We start from the raw sequence: 15,320 nt of genomic DNA, 5'->3' as shown, positions 1-15,320 counted from the left end.
CCTTAAATTTTTGACAGCAAACCGCGCAAAAGCTGCCGGTTTTTCAAGAAACAGGCGGAAAGATCGGGAAATGCGGTCAGCGTCACACTGCCTGCAAACCCCGCGATTACTGGAAACTGTGAACTCCCTCACGTTCATCTTTGCTTTCTTGCCAGCGCGAGATTTGGGCTGTCAGTGGCGAGAAGGTGGCTATTTCTTCCCTTTCTTACACTCCTCGGTAATGACTTAAGAAAGGACCCGACCATGACTTTTCGCCATTGTGTGGCTGTCGATTTAGGCGCATCCAGCGGCCGTGTAATGCTCGCCACCTGGGACTGCGACCTGCACACCCTTACGCTTCGCGAAATGCACCGTTTCGCCAATTGTCTGCAAAAACAGGACGGTTTTGTTACCTGGGATATCGACGCCCTGGAAGCAGAGATCGGCACCGGACTTCACAACGTCTGCGAAGACGGTATTCGCATCGACAGTATCGGCATTGATACCTGGGGTGTGGATTACGTGCTGCTGGACAGTCACGGCGAACGCGTCGGCCTGCCGGTCTCCTACCGCGACAGCCGCACCGATGGGCTGATGGCGCATGCCATCGCGCAGCTTGGCAAGGAGAACATCTATGGTCGCAGTGGCATCCAGTTCCTGCCGTTTAACACGCTGTATCAGCTACGTGCGCTGGTTGAGCAACAGCCTGAGCTGGTCGAAAAGGTGGCGCATGCGCTGCTGATCCCGGACTACTTAAGCTACCGTCTGACCGGCAATATGAACTGGGAATACACCAACGCCACCACCACGCAGCTGGTCAACATCAACACCGATAACTGGGATGAACATCTGCTGGCCTGGACGGGCGCCTCGCCGTCCTGGTTCGGCGTGCCAACCCATCCGGGCAATGTAATCGGTCACTGGCTTTGCCCGCAGGGGAATGAAATCCCTGTTGTCGCCGTCGCCAGTCACGACACCGCGAGCGCGGTCATTGCCTCGCCGCTCGCCGACAAAGATGCGGCCTATCTCTCTTCCGGCACCTGGTCGCTGATGGGCTTCGAGAGCAAAACCCCGTACACCAGCGATGCCGCGATGGCGGCGAACATCACCAACGAAGGCGGTGCCGAAGGCCGCTACCGGGTACTGAAGAACATTATGGGGCTGTGGCTGCTCCAGCGGGTGCTGAAAGAGCAGAACATCACCGACCTGCCCGCGCTTATCGCAGAAACCGAAACGCTGAAGGCCTGCACCTTCCTGATCAACCCGAACGACGATCGCTTTATCAACCCGGTGCACATGAGCGCCGAAATCCAGGCCGCCTGTTTTGAAGCGGGGCAGCCGGTACCTTCCCGCCCCGCCGAGCTGGCACGCTGCATTTTTGACAGCCTCGCCCTGCTGTATGCCGACATCCTGAGCGAGCTGGCTGACCTTCGCGGCAAACCGTTCACACAACTGCATATCGTGGGCGGCGGCTGCCAGAACCAGCTGCTGAACCAGCTCTGCGCGGATGCCTGCGGCATTACCGTGGTGGCAGGTCCGATTGAAGCCTCCACGCTCGGCAATATCGGCATTCAGCTGATGACCCTGGACGAACTTTCAAACGTCGACGATTTCCGTTCGGTGGTGACGGCGAATAACAGCCTGACCACCTTCACCCCCCATCCCTGCCATGAAATTGCCCGCTACCGGGCGCAGTTTCAGCAAAAACGACTGACTAAGGAGCTTTGCGCATGACCACTCAACTTGAACAAGCCTGGGACCTGGCTAAACAGCGTTTCGCCGCCGTCGGCGTGGATGTCGAAGAGGCGCTGCGCCAGCTCGACCGTCTGCCCGTCTCCATGCACTGCTGGCAGGGTGATGACGTCGCCGGTTTCGAGAACCCGGGCGGTTCCCTGACGGGGGGTATTCAGGCCACGGGTAACTACCCGGGCAAAGCGCGCAACGCCACCGAACTGCGTGCGGATCTGGAGCTGGCGCTGAGCCTGATCCCCGGGCCAAAGCGCCTGAACCTGCACGCCATTTATCTCGAATCCGACGAGCCGGTCGCGCGTAACGAAATCAAACCGGAACACTTTAAGAACTGGGTGGAGTGGGCGAAGGCCAACCGGCTGGGTCTGGATTTTAACCCGTCCTGCTTCTCGCACCCGCTGAGCGCGGACGGGTTTACCCTTGCGCACGCCAACGACGAAATCCGCCAGTTCTGGATCGACCATGTCAAAGCCAGCCGCCGCGTCTCGGCGTATTTCGGCGAGCAGCTTGGCACGCCATCGGTAATGAATATCTGGATCCCGGACGGCATGAAGGACATCACCGTAGACCGACTGGCCCCGCGTCAGCGTCTGCTGGCCGCGCTGGATGAAGCTATCAGCGAAAAACTGGACCCGGCGCACCACATCGACGCCGTCGAAAGCAAGCTGTTCGGCATTGGCGCAGAGAGCTACACCGTGGGCTCAAACGAGTTCTACATGGGTTACGCCACCAGCCGCCAGACCGCGCTGTGCCTGGATGCCGGCCACTTCCACCCAACCGAGGTGATCTCCGACAAAATTTCCGCCGCCATGCTCTACGTGCCGCGTCTGCTGCTGCACGTCAGCCGCCCGGTTCGCTGGGACAGCGACCACGTGGTGCTGCTGGATGACGAAACCCAGGCCATTGCCAGCGAAATCATCCGCCACGACCTCTTTGAACGCGTACACATTGGCCTCGACTTCTTCGACGCCTCCATCAACCGCATCGCGGCGTGGGTTATCGGCACTCGCAACATGAAGAAAGCCCTGCTGCGCGCGCTGCTGGAGCCTGTCGCCGCCCTGAAACAGCTGGAAGAAAACGGCGACTACACCGCGCGCCTGGCGCTGCTGGAAGAGCAGAAATCCCTGCCGTGGCAGGCGGTGTGGGAGATGTACTGCCAGCGTCACGATGCGCCTGCGGGCAGCCAGTGGCTGGACAACGTGCGGGCATATGAGGAAGACGTGTTGAGTCAGCGCGGGTAACTGCCCCCTCACCCCTGCCCTCTCCCCAAAGGGGAGAGGGAGCAAACCATCCCCTCTCCCCTTTGGGGAGAGGGTTAGGGTGAGGGGTTCAACCTCACCGCGATAACTGGAAATGAAAACTATGCAGACCATCACCACCTCCTGGTTCGTCCAGGGCATGATCAAAGCCACCTCTGACGCCTGGCTCAAAGGCTGGGATGAGCGCAACGGCGGCAACCTGACGCTACGCCTGGACGACGCGGATATCGAGCCATTTGCCGCCGATTTCCACCAGAAGCCGCGCTATATCGCCCTGAGCCAGCCGATGCCGCTGCTCGCCAACACGCCGTTTATCGTCACCGGTTCCGGGAAGTTCTTCCGCAACGTCCAGCTCGACCCGCAGGCCAACCTCGGCGTGGTGAAGGTGGACAGCGACGGTGCGGGCTACCACATTCTCTGGGGGCTAACGGACGACGCGGTGCCTACCTCTGAACTGCCGGCGCACTTCCTCTCCCACTGCGAGCGCATCAAGGCGACCAATGGCAAGGACCGCGTGATCATGCACTGCCACGCCACCAACCTGATCGCCCTGACCTACGTGCTGGAAAATAATTCTGATTTCTTCACCCGCAAACTGTGGGAAGGCAGTACCGAGTGTCTGGTGGTGTTCCCGGACGGCGTCGGCATTCTGCCGTGGATGGTGCCGGGCACCGACGAAATCGGTCAGGCAACCGCAACGGACATGCAGAAGCACTCACTGGTGCTGTGGCCGTTCCACGGCGTCTTCGGCAGCGGCCCGACGCTGGATGAAACCTTCGGCCTGATCGACACCGCCGAGAAATCCGCGGAAGTGCTGGTGAAGGTCTATTCCATGGGCGGCATGAAGCAGACCATCACCCGGGAAGAGCTGATCGCCCTGGGCAAACGCTTTGGCGTCACCCCCATGCAGTCGGCGTTAGATCTGTACCAATAACAACATCGCGCCCCGCTCATTGAGACGGGGCGAAAACCACCTGCAATCCCTACAACTAACTCAAGTCAGTGGAGTAAAAGCAATGAAAATAAAAGCAAGCTTGATCCTCACCGTTGCCGCTCTGGCGTTGTCCGGTTCCGCTTTAGCAGAAGTGAAAATCGCCCTGGTGGCGAAGTCCTTAGGAAATGGATTCTTCGAGGCAGCGAACGTCGGCGCGCAGGAGGCGGCCAAAGAGTTAGGCGATGTGAAAGTGATTTATACCGGCCCGACCACCACCACGGCGGAAGCGCAGATCGAGGTGCTGAACGGGTTGATCGCCCAGGGCGTGGATGCGATCGCGATTTCTGCGAACGATCCGGACGCCGTCGTGCCGGTGCTGAAAAAAGCGATGCAGCGCGGCATTAAGGTTGTGTCGTGGGACTCCGGGGTGGCGAAAGCCGGACGCCAGATCCACCTCAACCCGTCCAATAATGCCCTGATTGGCGAAACCAACGTGAAGCTCGCCGCCGACGCGCTGAAAGCGCTGAACGTGGAGAAGGGCGACGTGGCGGTGCTGAGCGCCACGCCAACCTCCACCAACCAGAATACCTGGATTGCGGAGATGAAAAAGGTGCTGCCGAAGTACCCGTCCGTCAATCTGGTGACCGTGGCCTACGGAGACGATCTCTCTGACAAAAGCTACCGCGAAGCGGTCGGCTTGCTGAAAACCTACCCCGAACTGAAAGTGATTGTTTCGCCATCGTCCGTGGGCATCGTGGCCGCTGCGCAGGCGGTGAAGGACCAGGGCAAGATTGGCAAAGTGTACGTCACCGGTTTAGGCCTGCCGTCCGAGATGGCGGGCGCGGTGAAGTCCGGCGCGAGCAAGAGCTTTGCCATCTGGAACCCGATCGACCTCGGCTATGCGGCAACCTACCTGGCGGATGACCTGGTGAAAGGCACGGCCACGAAAGGTGAGGCCAGCATGGGCAGACTGGGCAAAGTGAAGCTGGATGCTGACGGCAACGGCGCGATGGCCGAGCCGTTCGTCTACGATGCCAGCAATATTGATAAGTTCTCGAAAATCTTTTGATGCAATTTGTAGGCCGGATAAGCGTAGCGCCATCCGGCAAAAGGCGGGTGGAGCTGCCGCTTACCCGCCCTACAAATTCCTCTGTCCAGGAGAACTATCATGACCCCATTGCTACAGCTTTCTGGCATCACCAAGGTGTTCCCCGGCGTGCGTGCTCTTGAGAACGTGCAGCTTGCGCTGTGGCCCGGCAAAGTGACCGCCCTGATAGGCGAAAACGGCGCGGGCAAGTCGACGCTGGTCAAAGTGATGACCGGCATTTACCAGCCCGACGAGGGCGAAATTCTCTATAAAGCGATCCCCGTTCATCTCCCGACGCCGGAGTCGGCGCATAAAATGGGCATCACCGCCATCCACCAGGAAACCGTGCTGTTTGATGAACTCTCGGTCACCGAGAATATCTTTGTCGGTCAGTACCTTCACAAAGGCTTCCTGAAAAAGCTCGACTGGCCGGAAATGCACCGCCGGGCGCAGGCGATCCTCACGCGGCTGGAAGTGCAAATCGACCCGCGCGCGACGCTGAAAACCCTGAGCATCGCCCAGCGTCACATGGTGGCGATTGCCCGCGCGCTGTCGTTTGAGGCGCAGGTGGTGATCCTCGATGAACCGACGGCGGCGCTGTCGCAGCATGAAATCCTCGAGTTTTACCAGATTGTGGAGCGCTTAAAGCAGGAGGGCAAAGCCATCCTGTTTATCTCCCACAAGTTCGACGAGATTTTTGAGCTGGCCGATCACTACACTATTTTGCGCGACGGCGCGTTCGTCGGTGCAGGTGCAATAAATGAGATCACCGAGGAGCGGATGGTGTCGATGATGGTCGGGCGCGCCATTACCCAAACTTTCCCTAAAATCGACTGCGAAAAAGGCGAGACGGTGCTGGAGGTGAAAAACCTCTGCCATCCGACCGAGTTTGCGCATATCTCGTTCTCCCTGCGTAAAGGGGAAATCCTCGGCTTTTACGGGCTGGTGGGGGCCGGGCGTACCGAGCTGATGCAGGCGCTTTCCGGCGTCACGCGGCCATCGTCCGGGGAAATTATCCTCAACGGACAGCCCCGGCGCTTCCGCCAGCCTGCGGATGCGATCAAAGCCGGTATCGTCTGCGTGCCGGAAGAAAGACAGAAACAGGGGGCGATTATCGCCCTGCCGATTGCCCAGAACATCAGCCTGCCTCAGCTCAGCAAGCTCAATCCGAACGGTGTGCTGCATGACGACCGTGAATGGAAGCTGGCGGACGAGTACGCCAAACGCCTGCAAGTGAAAGCCTTCAGCTGGAAGCAGGCGGTGGAGACCCTCTCTGGCGGCAACCAGCAAAAGGTCGTGATCGGCAAATGGCTGGCGACGCACCCTGACGTGATTATCCTCGATGAGCCGACAAAAGGCATCGATATCGGCTCAAAAGCAGCCGTGCATCAGTTTATGTCCGAGCTGGTCAGTCAGGGGCTGGCGGTAATTATGGTCTCGTCCGAACTGCCGGAAGTGATGGGCATGGCGGATCGCATTATCGTCATGCACGAGGGGCTGATGGTGGCCGAGTACCAGGCGGGAGACGCGACGGCGGAAACCATCGTCAGCGCCGCCAGCGGTGCAAAACAGGAGGCGGCATAATGCTTAGCTCACTCTTAAAACACCGCGAAGCCCTGCTGGGCGCGGTGATTATCCTGATGATCGTCGCCATTGGCAGCCGCGTGCCATCGTTTATCGCGCCGGGCAACCTGGTGGAGATGTTTAACGACACCGCCATTCTGATCGTCCTCGCGCTCGGGCAGATGATGGTGCTGCTCACGAAAGGCATCGACCTGTCGATGGCGGCCAATCTGGCCCTGACCGGGATGATTGTCGCCCTGATTAATTTCCATTACCCGGACGTGCCCGTCTGGGCGCTGCTGATCCTTGCCAGCGTGCTTGGGCTGCTGATGGGCGCGATAAACGGCCTGCTGGTGTGGAAGCTGGGCATTCCGGCGATTGTGGTAACGCTCGGCACCATGAGCATCTACCGCGGAATGATCTTTTTGCTCTCCGGCGGCGGCTGGGTGAACTCAAACCAGATGGGTACAGATTTCCTCGGCCTGCCACGTGCGTCAGTGCTGGGCTTGCCGGTGCTGAGCTGGTGCGCCATCGCCGCGCTGCTGCTGGTGGGCTACTTCCTGCGCTACAGCCGCACCGGACGAGCGCTCTACACCGCAGGCGGTAATGCCACGGCAGCGTACTACACCGGGATCAACGCCGGAAAAATGCAGTTCATTAGTTTCTGCCTTTCCGGTCTGCTGGCCGGGTTCTGCGGCTACCTGTGGATATCGCGCTTTGCCGTTGCGTATGTTGACGTCGCTAACGGTTTTGAATTGCAGGTGGTGGCAGCCTGTGTGATTGGGGGGATCAGCACCATGGGCGGCACCGGGCGCGTGCTCGGCTGTCTGTTTGGCGCACTGTTCCTCGGGGTGATTAACAACGCCCTGCCGGTGATCGGCGTCTCCCCGTTCTGGCAGATGGCGATTTCCGGCACGGTAATTGTGATAGCGGTGCTGCTGAACGAGCGCGGCAATAAACGTAAAGGCCGATTGATACTGCGCGATGCGGCGCTGGCACGTCAGAAACTGGCGGTGAAATCATGAGCAAAATGATGACATCTGAAGCAATCAAACCCACTTCTGCGCCGGGCATCTTCCAGCGTCTGCTGTGCTGGGAGGGGTTCCTGCTGGCGGTGACGCTGGCGGTGTTCTTGGTGAACGCGCTCGCCTCACCCTACTTTCTCAATATCTGGAACCTCTCCGACGCGACGTTCAACTTCACCGAAAAAGCGATCATCGTGTTGCCGATGGCGATGCTGATTATCGCCAGGGAAATTGACCTGTCGGTAGCCTCCACCATCGCGCTCAGCTCCACGGTGATGGGCTTTTGCGCGGCGGCGGGCGTCGATACGCCGCTGCTGGTCTGCGTCGGATTAGGCGTCGGGCTACTGTGCGGGCTGTTCAACGGCATTCTGGTGACGCGCTTTAACCTGTCGTCCATCGTCATCACCATCGGCACGATGAGCCTGTACCGCGGGATCACCTACATTCTGCTCGGGGACCAGGCGCTGAACAGCTACCCTGAGAGCTTCGCCTGGTTCGGCCAGGGCTACGTCTGGGGCGCGCTGTCGTTTGAATTCGCGCTGTTTATCGTGCTGGCCGCTCTGTTTGCCTTTGTGCTGCACCGCACCAACTTTGGCCGCCGCACCTACGCCATCGGCAACAACCCGACCGGCGCGTGGTACTCCGGCATCAACGTGAAGCGCCACAACCTGATCCTCTTCGCACTGGTTGGGCTGATGTCCGGCCTGGCGTCGGTGCTGCTTACCTCGCGTCTGGGCAGCACCCGCCCGACCATCGCGATGGGCTGGGAGCTGGCGGTGGTGACGATGGCGGTGCTCGGCGGCGTCAATATTCTCGGTGGGTCCGGCAGCATGGTGGGCGTGATTATCGCCGCCTTCCTGATGGGGCTGGTGACCTTCGGCCTGAGCCTGCTCAACGTGCCCGGCATTGTGATGTCGGTGATTATCGGCGCGATGCTAATCGTGGTGATTTCGCTGCCGATTATTACCCGCCGGATGATGCAGCGAAGACGGAATTAAATTGCCCCTCACCCCTGCCCTCTCCCCTGAGGGGAGAGGGTGAAAAGCCGCACCGAGCAGTCCCCTCTCCCCTCCGGGGAGAGGGTTAGGGTGAGGGGAACGGATTACCTCAAAAGCATATTAAGGAGAATTATCATGAGCTTTATGTTGGCACTCCCCAAAATCAGCCTGCACGGCGCGGGCGCGATCGGCGATATGGTCAATCTGGTGGCAAACAAACAGTGGGGAAAAGCGCTGATTGTCACCGACGGCCAGTTGGTGAAGCTGGGCCTGCTCGACAGTTTGTTTTCCGCGCTCGACGCCCATCAGATGTCGTATCACCTGTTCGATGAAGTATTCCCAAACCCAACGGAAGCGCTGGTGCAGAAAGGCTATGCGGCATATCAGGACGCGGAGTGTGATTACGTGATTGCCTTCGGCGGCGGCAGCCCGATTGATACCGCCAAGGCGATCAAAATCCTCACCGCCAACCCCGGTCCGTCAACCGATTACTCCGGCGTCGGCAAGGTGAAAAACGCGGGCGTGCCGCTGGTGGCGATCAACACCACCGCAGGCACGGCAGCGGAGATGACCAGCAACGCGGTGATCATCGACGCCGCGCGTCAGGTGAAAGAGGTGATCATCGACCCGAACATCATCCCGGATATCGCCGTGGACGATGCCAGCGTGATGCTCGATATTCCGGCCTCCGTGACCGCCGCAACCGGCATGGACGCGCTAACCCACGCCATTGAAGCTTACGTCTCCGTGGGCGCACACCCACTGACCGATGCCAACGCGCTGGAAGCCATTCGTCTGATCAACCTCTGGCTGCCGAAAGCGGTCGACGACGGTCACAACCTGGAAGCGCGCGAGCAGATGGCCTTTGGGCAGTATCTGGCGGGCATGGCGTTTAACAGCGCCGGGCTGGGGCTGGTGCATGCTCTGGCGCACCAGCCGGGCGCGACGCACAACCTGCCGCACGGCGTCTGCAACGCCATCCTGCTGCCGATCATCGAAAACTTTAACCGCCCGAACGCGGTCGCCCGATTCGCCCGTGTGGCGCAGGCGATGGGCGTTGACACGCGCGGCATGAGCGACGAAGCGGCCAGCATGTCCGCCATTCAGGCGATTCGCGATCTAAGTGCCCGCGTCGGCATTCCGTCCGGATTTAGCCAGCTTGGCGTGACCAAAGCCGATATTGAAGGCTGGCTGGATAAAGCGCTCGCTGACCCGTGCGCGCCGTGCAACCCACGTACCGCCAGCCGCGATGAGGTCCGCGAGCTATACCTGGAGGCATTATGATCCGCAAAGCGTTTGTGATGCAGGTAAACCCGGATGCGCACGAGGAGTATGCGCGCCGCCACAACCCGATCTGGCCTGAGCTGGAAGCGGTACTGAAAGCCCACGGCGCGCACCACTACGCCATTTACCTCGACAAAGCCCGCAACCTGCTGTTTGCGACAGTGGAGATTGAATCGGAGGAGCGCTGGAACGCGGTGGCAAACACCGACGTCTGCCAGCGCTGGTGGAAACATATGGCTGACGTTATGCCGTCTAATCCGGACAACAGCCCGGTGAGTGCGGAGCTGAACGAGGTGTTTTACCTGGACTGATGTGTTAACGCTGCTGCCCCTGCGGTAGCAGCTATCTCCCGCCTGCCACTCAGCGTAAATGCCGACACCACCGTAATCGCCAGCACGAAGCAGCCCAGCATCAGGTACGTCTCCTGGAAGCCGACCCGGTCATACATATTTCCGGCAAAGGCGGAGAGGAAGATCGCCGCCGACTGTTTGGCAAACTGGAAGCCAATCAGGTAGATGGTGGCCGACAGGCGCGTATCAAACACCCCGGTGATGTACTTGAATGCCCCCACCAGCAGGAACGGGACTTCCAGCGCGTGCAGCATCTTCAGGGCAATCACCTCCACGGCGGTTGTGGCAAACGACGATCCGATAATGCGCGTCGCCATGATCACCCCGGCAATCAGCAGCGTGTTTTTCGCACCGATGCGGTTAATGATCCACGGCGAGCAGAACATGATGATCGCGTTACAGATTTCCCCCGCTGTGGTGGCGAAACCAAAGGCGCGGGTCCCCTCCTGCGGCGTGGCGAAGAAGGTTTTGAAGAAGGTAGCAAACTGCTGGTCGAAGACGTCATATACGCAGGCCACGCCAATCACGTACAGGATGAACATCCACATTCTGCGCTGGCGGAACAGGTTGAAGACGGTTTTAGCGGTGATCTGCGGCTGATTGGCGCCCAGGGCATTCATCACCTGCGCCGTCTGGTTGGGCTTCGGTTTCGCGACCATCAGCAGCAGCATCAGCAACAGCGCCGCCGCCGATCCCATCCAGAAAACATACGACGGATCGATGCCGAACAGGATGCCGCCCGTTGAGGCGCACAGCCCCCAGCCGAGACAGCCGAACATGCGCGCCTTACCGTACTCAAAAAAGCTGTTGCGGCTCACGCGTTCAATGTAGGCCTCAATCGCCCCGGATCCGGCTGAAAAAACAAAGCCGATATACACCCCGCCGCTCAGCGCGCCCAGCCAGATATTGGCTTTCAGCAGTGGTGCAAAGACGTACAGGAAAAACGGCGCGAACAAAAACAGCAGCACCGAGATTATCCACAGCAGGTGTTTTTTCAGCCCCAGCTTGTCCGAAATGACGCCCAGCACCGGCTGGAAGGCAATGGCCGACAGCGAGATGCAGGAGAAAACAATCCCAGTATGGGTTTTGTTCAGGCCAATGATGTCCGACAGCCAGATCGGCAGGAACGGAAAGCAGGTGGCCATGATGAAGAAGTAGAGAAAGAAGAACAGCCCGAAGATCCAGAAGTTAGGGTTGTCTTTGTGGGAACAGGTTGTTGTGTTCATTATTTTTATCCTCAACGGAGGGCCGGTTGCCCGGCCCGTCACCCTTACACGCGTTTCACACCAATCAGAATGGCGGTTTCCGGATCCAGAATCGGCAGCGCAATGCCCGCCTGCATCAGCCACTCACCGCTCACAGTTTGTGGCGTTTCCATCCATGCTGGCAGCTTGCGCATGGTGTGCCCGCCCTCGCCCGTAATCTGAATGTTCGGATGATCGATCAGCGTGATGCGGTACTGCGCGCTGGCGTCTAACCCCGGCATGCGCAGCGGCATCATCAGGGTGTAATCCGGCATCGCGAGCTGGCTGACCAAAAACAGCCCCTGCGTCTTGTCTTCGCTCACTATACCCTGCGCCAGGGTGGTGGTGTCCGGCATATCCACGCGCCACTGGGTGCCGTGATGAATGACCTCGCGCCACCGCTTATACAGCGCGGCGTAATGTCGATAGCCTTCACGCTCCTGCGCGTCGACGGTGAGCGGATCCAGCTCCAGCCCCATGTGACCAAACAGCGCCGTCAGCCCGCGGAACTGAATGCTGTGCTGGCGGAAGGTAGCGTGACATTTATGATGACCGATATGCGCCCCCATCACCTCCGGCGGGAAGAAGTAGCTCATGCCGCGCTGGATAGTGTTGCGCTCCAGCGCGTCGTTATTGTCGGACGCCCAGAAGCGGTGGCAGCGGGTCAGCACTTCATAATCGATTCGCCCGCCGCCGGAGGAGCAGGATTCAAACTCAATGTGCGGGAAGCGCTCGCCCAGCACGTCCAGCAGGCGATAAAACTGGCGCGTCTGGGCGTCGGCGGCGGCTTTGCCCTTGTGCCCTGGCTGCACCAGCTCGCGGTTCATATCCCATTTCACGTAGTCGACCGCGTGTTCGCCCAGCAGCCAGCTCATGCGTTCGACCAGATATTCAAAGGCCTGCGGAATATTGAGATTGAGGACCAGCTGATGTCGCCCGGTCGCCTGGGCGTAGCCCGGCAGCGCCAGCACCCAGTCAGGGTGCGCGCGGTACAGATCGGAATCCGGGTTAATCATCTCCGGCTCAACCCAGATACCAAACTCCATGCCGAGCTGTTTAACGTGATCGATCACCGGCTTAAGGCCGTTCGGGTATTTTTTCTCGTCCAGATACCAGTCGCCCAGCGCGGCGTGGTCGTCGTTGCGGCCTTTGAACCAGCCGTCGTCAATGATAAAGCGCTCCACGCCCAGCGCTGCGGCCTCGTCGGCCATGCGCATGATGTAGTCCGGATCGTGGTCGAAGTAGATCCCCTCCCAGGTGTTGAGATGCACCGGGCGCGGTTTATCTTCCGGGAAGCGGATAACGTTATCGCGCAGGTAGCGGTGGAACTGCTGGCTCATGCCATTCAGCCCGTGCGGGGAGTGGCTGGCATACAGGCGCGGCGTCCAGAGCGTTTCCCCCTCTTCAATCGCCATTTCACCCGGCAGGTAGAGCGCTTCGGCCTGCATATAGCGGCGGCCATCGGTTTTCACCTCTGCGCGCAGGCGGTGGTTGCCGCTCCAGCCCAGATGCACACCCCAGACGTCACCCTGCATTTCGCTGAACGATGGCGTACCGGCGATCAGCGCCGGGAAATGTTCGTGGGAGGTTTTACCCCGGCGGTTTTCAATCACAAAGCTGTCATGTTCAAGCATCACGCGGTGCGGCTGAAACTCCCTGATCCAGCGTCCGTGGAAGGCCATCACCTCCTGCGCGCGCTCGGCAATCGGGAGCGTCACGGCAAAGCGATCCACCTGCCACGCCTGCGTTTTCAGGTTGGTTAACCCATGGCGCACCACCAGTACGCCGCTGGCATCCAGCGTTAATTCACTGGTCAGGCGCAGGCCCGCCTGTTTATCTTCCGCCGTTACCGTCAGGGTTTGCCCCTGCTGTTGTACGCCTGTGGTGGTGAAGACAGGCGATCCGTCCAGCCCCTGACGATGCCCATCGATGCCGGGCGAACCAAACAGGCCGTGCCCCAGCTCTGCCATCAGCGTGACGGGGGAGTCGACGTCCAGCCTGCCGTTAGCAACCGGGCGCGCAATACTCAGGACATCCTGCGGCGAGAAGTGCTGAAGGTGCGGCCCCCAGTAGAGAATTTCGGCGAACGGGTGGGTTTTTAGCACCACGTCAACCGTATTGCTTTCAAGTCGAAAAATGGCATCTTGCATCGGACATCTCCTGTCATCGGGATGTCCTGAGTGTTGATCCGAAACGTTTCGGATATAAACCACAACGTTTCGGATCTGTGATCGAGTTTTGAGTTTTTGGTGTAATCAGGCCGTCTGGCCTGGGGAAAATTCCGGCTGCCAGAGCACCTGAAGCGTATCAATGTCGTCGCCGTTAATCAGCTGGCGCACCATATCGGCAATCTGTTTCCCGACACCCTGACGGGTAGACTGGATCACCGCCGCGACGTCGATATCGACAATGCTGTCCTGCGGTAAACCGTCATAGACCACCAGCGAGACGGCATTTTCACCGGTTAAGCGCCCCATCTGCGCCAGAGCCATCGCTGCGCCGTCGCCGTGAGTGTTGCAGTCGGTAATGATGGCCGTGGGCGGCTGCGGCAGGGAGAGAAGTTCTTGCGTGGTGGCATACCCCACGCGGCGCGAAGGGGGCAAGGCGCGCAGCCATTCGCTGGAAAGACCGGCTTCCCGCAGCGCGTCCAGGAAGCCCTGGCGACGCTGGGTGATGAATGCCTGGTTGTTGCTTTCGCCCAGCAGCGCAATGCGCTGATGGCCTTTCTCGATCAGCCAGCGGGTGGCCTGATACGTACCGGCATAGTTGTCAAAATCGAACCACGCGTACGGCTGCGGCAGCTGGCTGCGGCCGAGCGCCAGGAACGGGAACCCGGCGGCCTGAAGCTGCTCAAGACGCGGATCGTGATCCAGCGTATGCGCCACTATCAGCGCATCCACGCGTCGGCTCTGCACCATGCGCATATAGCTGTGTTTGTCCGCCAGATCGTCGTCAGCGATGAGCAGCAGGTCAATCTCATGTCGCGCCAGTTCGTGGCTAATTTCGCCGACCATGTCCATAAAAACGCTGTTATTGAGCGGAACAGGATGCACCGGAAACACCAACCCGACGGCGTCGATTTTGCCCATCTTCAGGCGACGGGCAAAGGTATTTGGTCGGTAGCCACGGCGCTGGGCCTCCGCTTCCACGCGGGCGCGCGTCTCAGCAGAAACGTCGTCATACCCGTTGAGGGCGCGGCTGACGGTGGTAACAGACAGCCCTAGTTCTTTGGCAATGGCTTTAAGCGACATGATTTTCCGTATCTTCGTTAGTTTTGTTCCGCCACCAGCAGCGCGTGCGTATCTGGCTCCAGCGCCTTAAAGATATGCGGCTGGTCAGCGGGATAGCAAATGTAATCCCCCGGGCCGAGCTCTTCCGCCGCGTCGATCAGGCCGACCATCGCCCGCCCCTGGGTCACGATAATATGCTCAACCGACCCTGGCGGATGCGGCTGGGAAATACGGTCTGCCCCCGGCTGAGTCAGCAGCAGGTAGATATCACGACGCGCCCCCGGCGGACACGCCGCGAGCAAAATCGCCTCGTAGTTCGCCTGCCCGGCGACAACTTTTGTGCCCTCGCCGCGGCGGATCACCTGCGTGACGGGCTGCTGTGGCTCCAGTAACCGGGCAAACGGAATATCCAGCGCCACGCAAAGCGACCAGAGCGTTTCCAGGCTAGGGTTGCCGTTGCCAGACTCCAGTTGTGAAAGCGTGGATTTGGCGATCCCGGCACGGCGGGCGATCTCCGCCAGCGAAAGTCCGGTTCGCAGGCGTTCTCGCACCAGGCTTCTGGCGATTACGCTGATTGGCTGCGTCATAATAACGGCCTCATTCTCTCTATAACGAACG

At 59.7% G+C, this 15,320-nt stretch carries 13 protein-coding genes; 9 read left to right on the top strand and 4 right to left on the bottom strand.

The annotated features are described in order from the left end of the window. Positions 1 to 243: 243 nt before the first annotated feature. The 9 genes from rhaB to rhaM all read left to right on the top strand — a co-directional run bounded on the left by rhaB (position 244) and on the right by rhaM (position 10,189). A complete protein-coding gene (gene rhaB, locus SK51_RS04605) occupies positions 244 to 1,713 on the top strand; it encodes a rhamnulokinase (protein WP_032676784.1) in 1,470 nt (489 codons plus the stop codon). Then, positions 1,710 to 2,969: an L-rhamnose isomerase gene (rhaA, locus tag SK51_RS04600; RefSeq protein WP_023305094.1), complete on the top strand. Its 1,260-nt coding sequence runs from the start codon at positions 1,710 to 1,712 to the stop codon at positions 2,967 to 2,969. The genes rhaB and rhaA overlap by 4 nt, the downstream gene beginning before the upstream one ends. Before the next feature lie 121 nt (positions 2,970 to 3,090). Beyond that, positions 3,091 to 3,921: a rhamnulose-1-phosphate aldolase gene (gene rhaD / locus SK51_RS04595; RefSeq protein ID WP_022649818.1), complete on the top strand. Its 831-nt coding sequence runs from the start codon at positions 3,091 to 3,093 to the stop codon at positions 3,919 to 3,921. An 82-nt stretch (positions 3,922 to 4,003) separates the two neighbouring features. Then, positions 4,004 to 4,990: a rhamnose ABC transporter substrate-binding protein gene (rhaS, locus tag SK51_RS04590; RefSeq protein ID WP_023298909.1), complete on the top strand. Its 987-nt coding sequence runs from the start codon at positions 4,004 to 4,006 to the stop codon at positions 4,988 to 4,990. Positions 4,991 to 5,089: 99 nt separating this feature from the next. Next, complete coding sequence (locus SK51_RS04585) at positions 5,090 to 6,592, top strand: sugar ABC transporter ATP-binding protein (RefSeq protein ID WP_023305095.1); 1,503 nt, start codon at positions 5,090 to 5,092, stop codon at positions 6,590 to 6,592. Continuing rightward, a complete protein-coding gene (locus SK51_RS04580) occupies positions 6,592 to 7,596 on the top strand; it encodes an ABC transporter permease (protein WP_023305096.1) in 1,005 nt (334 codons plus the stop codon). The genes SK51_RS04585 and SK51_RS04580 overlap by 1 nt, the downstream gene beginning before the upstream one ends. Beyond that, positions 7,593 to 8,594 (top strand): ABC transporter permease, encoded by a 1,002-nt coding sequence (locus SK51_RS04575; protein ID WP_032622004.1) that lies wholly within the window; start codon positions 7,593 to 7,595, stop codon positions 8,592 to 8,594. Before SK51_RS04580 ends, SK51_RS04575 begins: the two co-directional genes overlap by 4 nt. 135 nt (positions 8,595 to 8,729) lie before the next feature. Further along, on the top strand, positions 8,730 to 9,878 hold the full coding sequence (fucO, locus tag SK51_RS04570; RefSeq protein WP_023305097.1) for a lactaldehyde reductase: 1,149 nt from the start codon (positions 8,730 to 8,732) through the stop codon (positions 9,876 to 9,878). Further along, entirely contained in the window at positions 9,875 to 10,189 is a 315-nt protein-coding gene (gene rhaM / locus SK51_RS04565) for an L-rhamnose mutarotase (RefSeq protein WP_022649824.1), read from the top strand. Before fucO ends, rhaM begins: the two co-directional genes overlap by 4 nt. On the opposite strand, the gene SK51_RS04560 is transcribed toward rhaM, so the two are convergent. The 4 genes from SK51_RS04560 to SK51_RS04545 all read right to left on the bottom strand — a co-directional run bounded on the left by SK51_RS04560 (position 10,177) and on the right by SK51_RS04545 (position 15,289). Beyond that, on the bottom strand, positions 10,177 to 11,454 hold the full coding sequence (locus SK51_RS04560) for an MFS transporter (protein ID WP_023305098.1): 1,278 nt from the start codon (positions 11,452 to 11,454) through the stop codon (positions 10,177 to 10,179). The two genes, rhaM and SK51_RS04560, sit on opposite strands and share 13 nt — an antisense overlap. Before the next feature lie 44 nt (positions 11,455 to 11,498). Continuing rightward, positions 11,499 to 13,622 (bottom strand): alpha-galactosidase, encoded by a 2,124-nt coding sequence (locus tag SK51_RS04555; protein WP_023305099.1) that lies wholly within the window; start codon positions 13,620 to 13,622, stop codon positions 11,499 to 11,501. A 105-nt stretch (positions 13,623 to 13,727) separates the two neighbouring features. Beyond that, positions 13,728 to 14,723 carry a LacI family DNA-binding transcriptional regulator gene (locus SK51_RS04550; protein ID WP_023305100.1) on the bottom strand — a complete coding sequence of 332 codons (996 nt, stop codon included), beginning with the start codon at positions 14,721 to 14,723 and terminating at the stop codon, positions 13,728 to 13,730. Between the two features lie 17 nt (positions 14,724 to 14,740). Then, complete coding sequence (locus tag SK51_RS04545) at positions 14,741 to 15,289, bottom strand: helix-turn-helix domain-containing protein (protein ID WP_023305101.1); 549 nt, start codon at positions 15,287 to 15,289, stop codon at positions 14,741 to 14,743. Positions 15,290 to 15,320: the final 31 nt, after the last annotated feature.

It is taken from the genome of Enterobacter sp. MGH85 (assembly GCF_001037655.1).
Taxonomy (GTDB): Bacteria; Pseudomonadota; Gammaproteobacteria; order Enterobacterales; family Enterobacteriaceae; genus Enterobacter; species Enterobacter intestinihominis.
Note: the sequence above shows the minus strand (reverse complement) of the source record. Positions and strands in the feature narration are given on the sequence as shown.

Excerpts from the sequence above, each read along its gene's own strand:
- SK51_RS04560 (WP_023305098.1), bottom strand. The coding sequence starts at position 11,454 with ATGAACACAACAACCTGTTCCCACAAAGACAACCCTAACTTCTGGATC.
- SK51_RS04585 (WP_023305095.1), top strand. The coding sequence starts at position 5,090 with ATGACCCCATTGCTACAGCTTTCTGGCATCACCAAGGTGTTCCCCGGC.
- SK51_RS04580 (WP_023305096.1), top strand. The coding sequence starts at position 6,592 with ATGCTTAGCTCACTCTTAAAACACCGCGAAGCCCTGCTGGGCGCGGTG.
- rhaD (WP_022649818.1), top strand. The coding sequence starts at position 3,091 with ATGCAGACCATCACCACCTCCTGGTTCGTCCAGGGCATGATCAAAGCC.
- SK51_RS04555 (WP_023305099.1), bottom strand. The coding sequence starts at position 13,622 with ATGCAAGATGCCATTTTTCGACTTGAAAGCAATACGGTTGACGTGGTG.
- rhaS (WP_023298909.1), top strand. The coding sequence starts at position 4,004 with ATGAAAATAAAAGCAAGCTTGATCCTCACCGTTGCCGCTCTGGCGTTG.
- rhaM (WP_022649824.1), top strand. The coding sequence starts at position 9,875 with ATGATCCGCAAAGCGTTTGTGATGCAGGTAAACCCGGATGCGCACGAG.
- rhaB (WP_032676784.1), top strand. The coding sequence starts at position 244 with ATGACTTTTCGCCATTGTGTGGCTGTCGATTTAGGCGCATCCAGCGGC.
- fucO (WP_023305097.1), top strand. The coding sequence starts at position 8,730 with ATGAGCTTTATGTTGGCACTCCCCAAAATCAGCCTGCACGGCGCGGGC.
- SK51_RS04545 (WP_023305101.1), bottom strand. The coding sequence starts at position 15,289 with ATGACGCAGCCAATCAGCGTAATCGCCAGAAGCCTGGTGCGAGAACGC.
- SK51_RS04575 (WP_032622004.1), top strand. The coding sequence starts at position 7,593 with ATGAGCAAAATGATGACATCTGAAGCAATCAAACCCACTTCTGCGCCG.
- SK51_RS04550 (WP_023305100.1), bottom strand. The coding sequence starts at position 14,723 with ATGTCGCTTAAAGCCATTGCCAAAGAACTAGGGCTGTCTGTTACCACC.
- rhaA (WP_023305094.1), top strand. The coding sequence starts at position 1,710 with ATGACCACTCAACTTGAACAAGCCTGGGACCTGGCTAAACAGCGTTTC.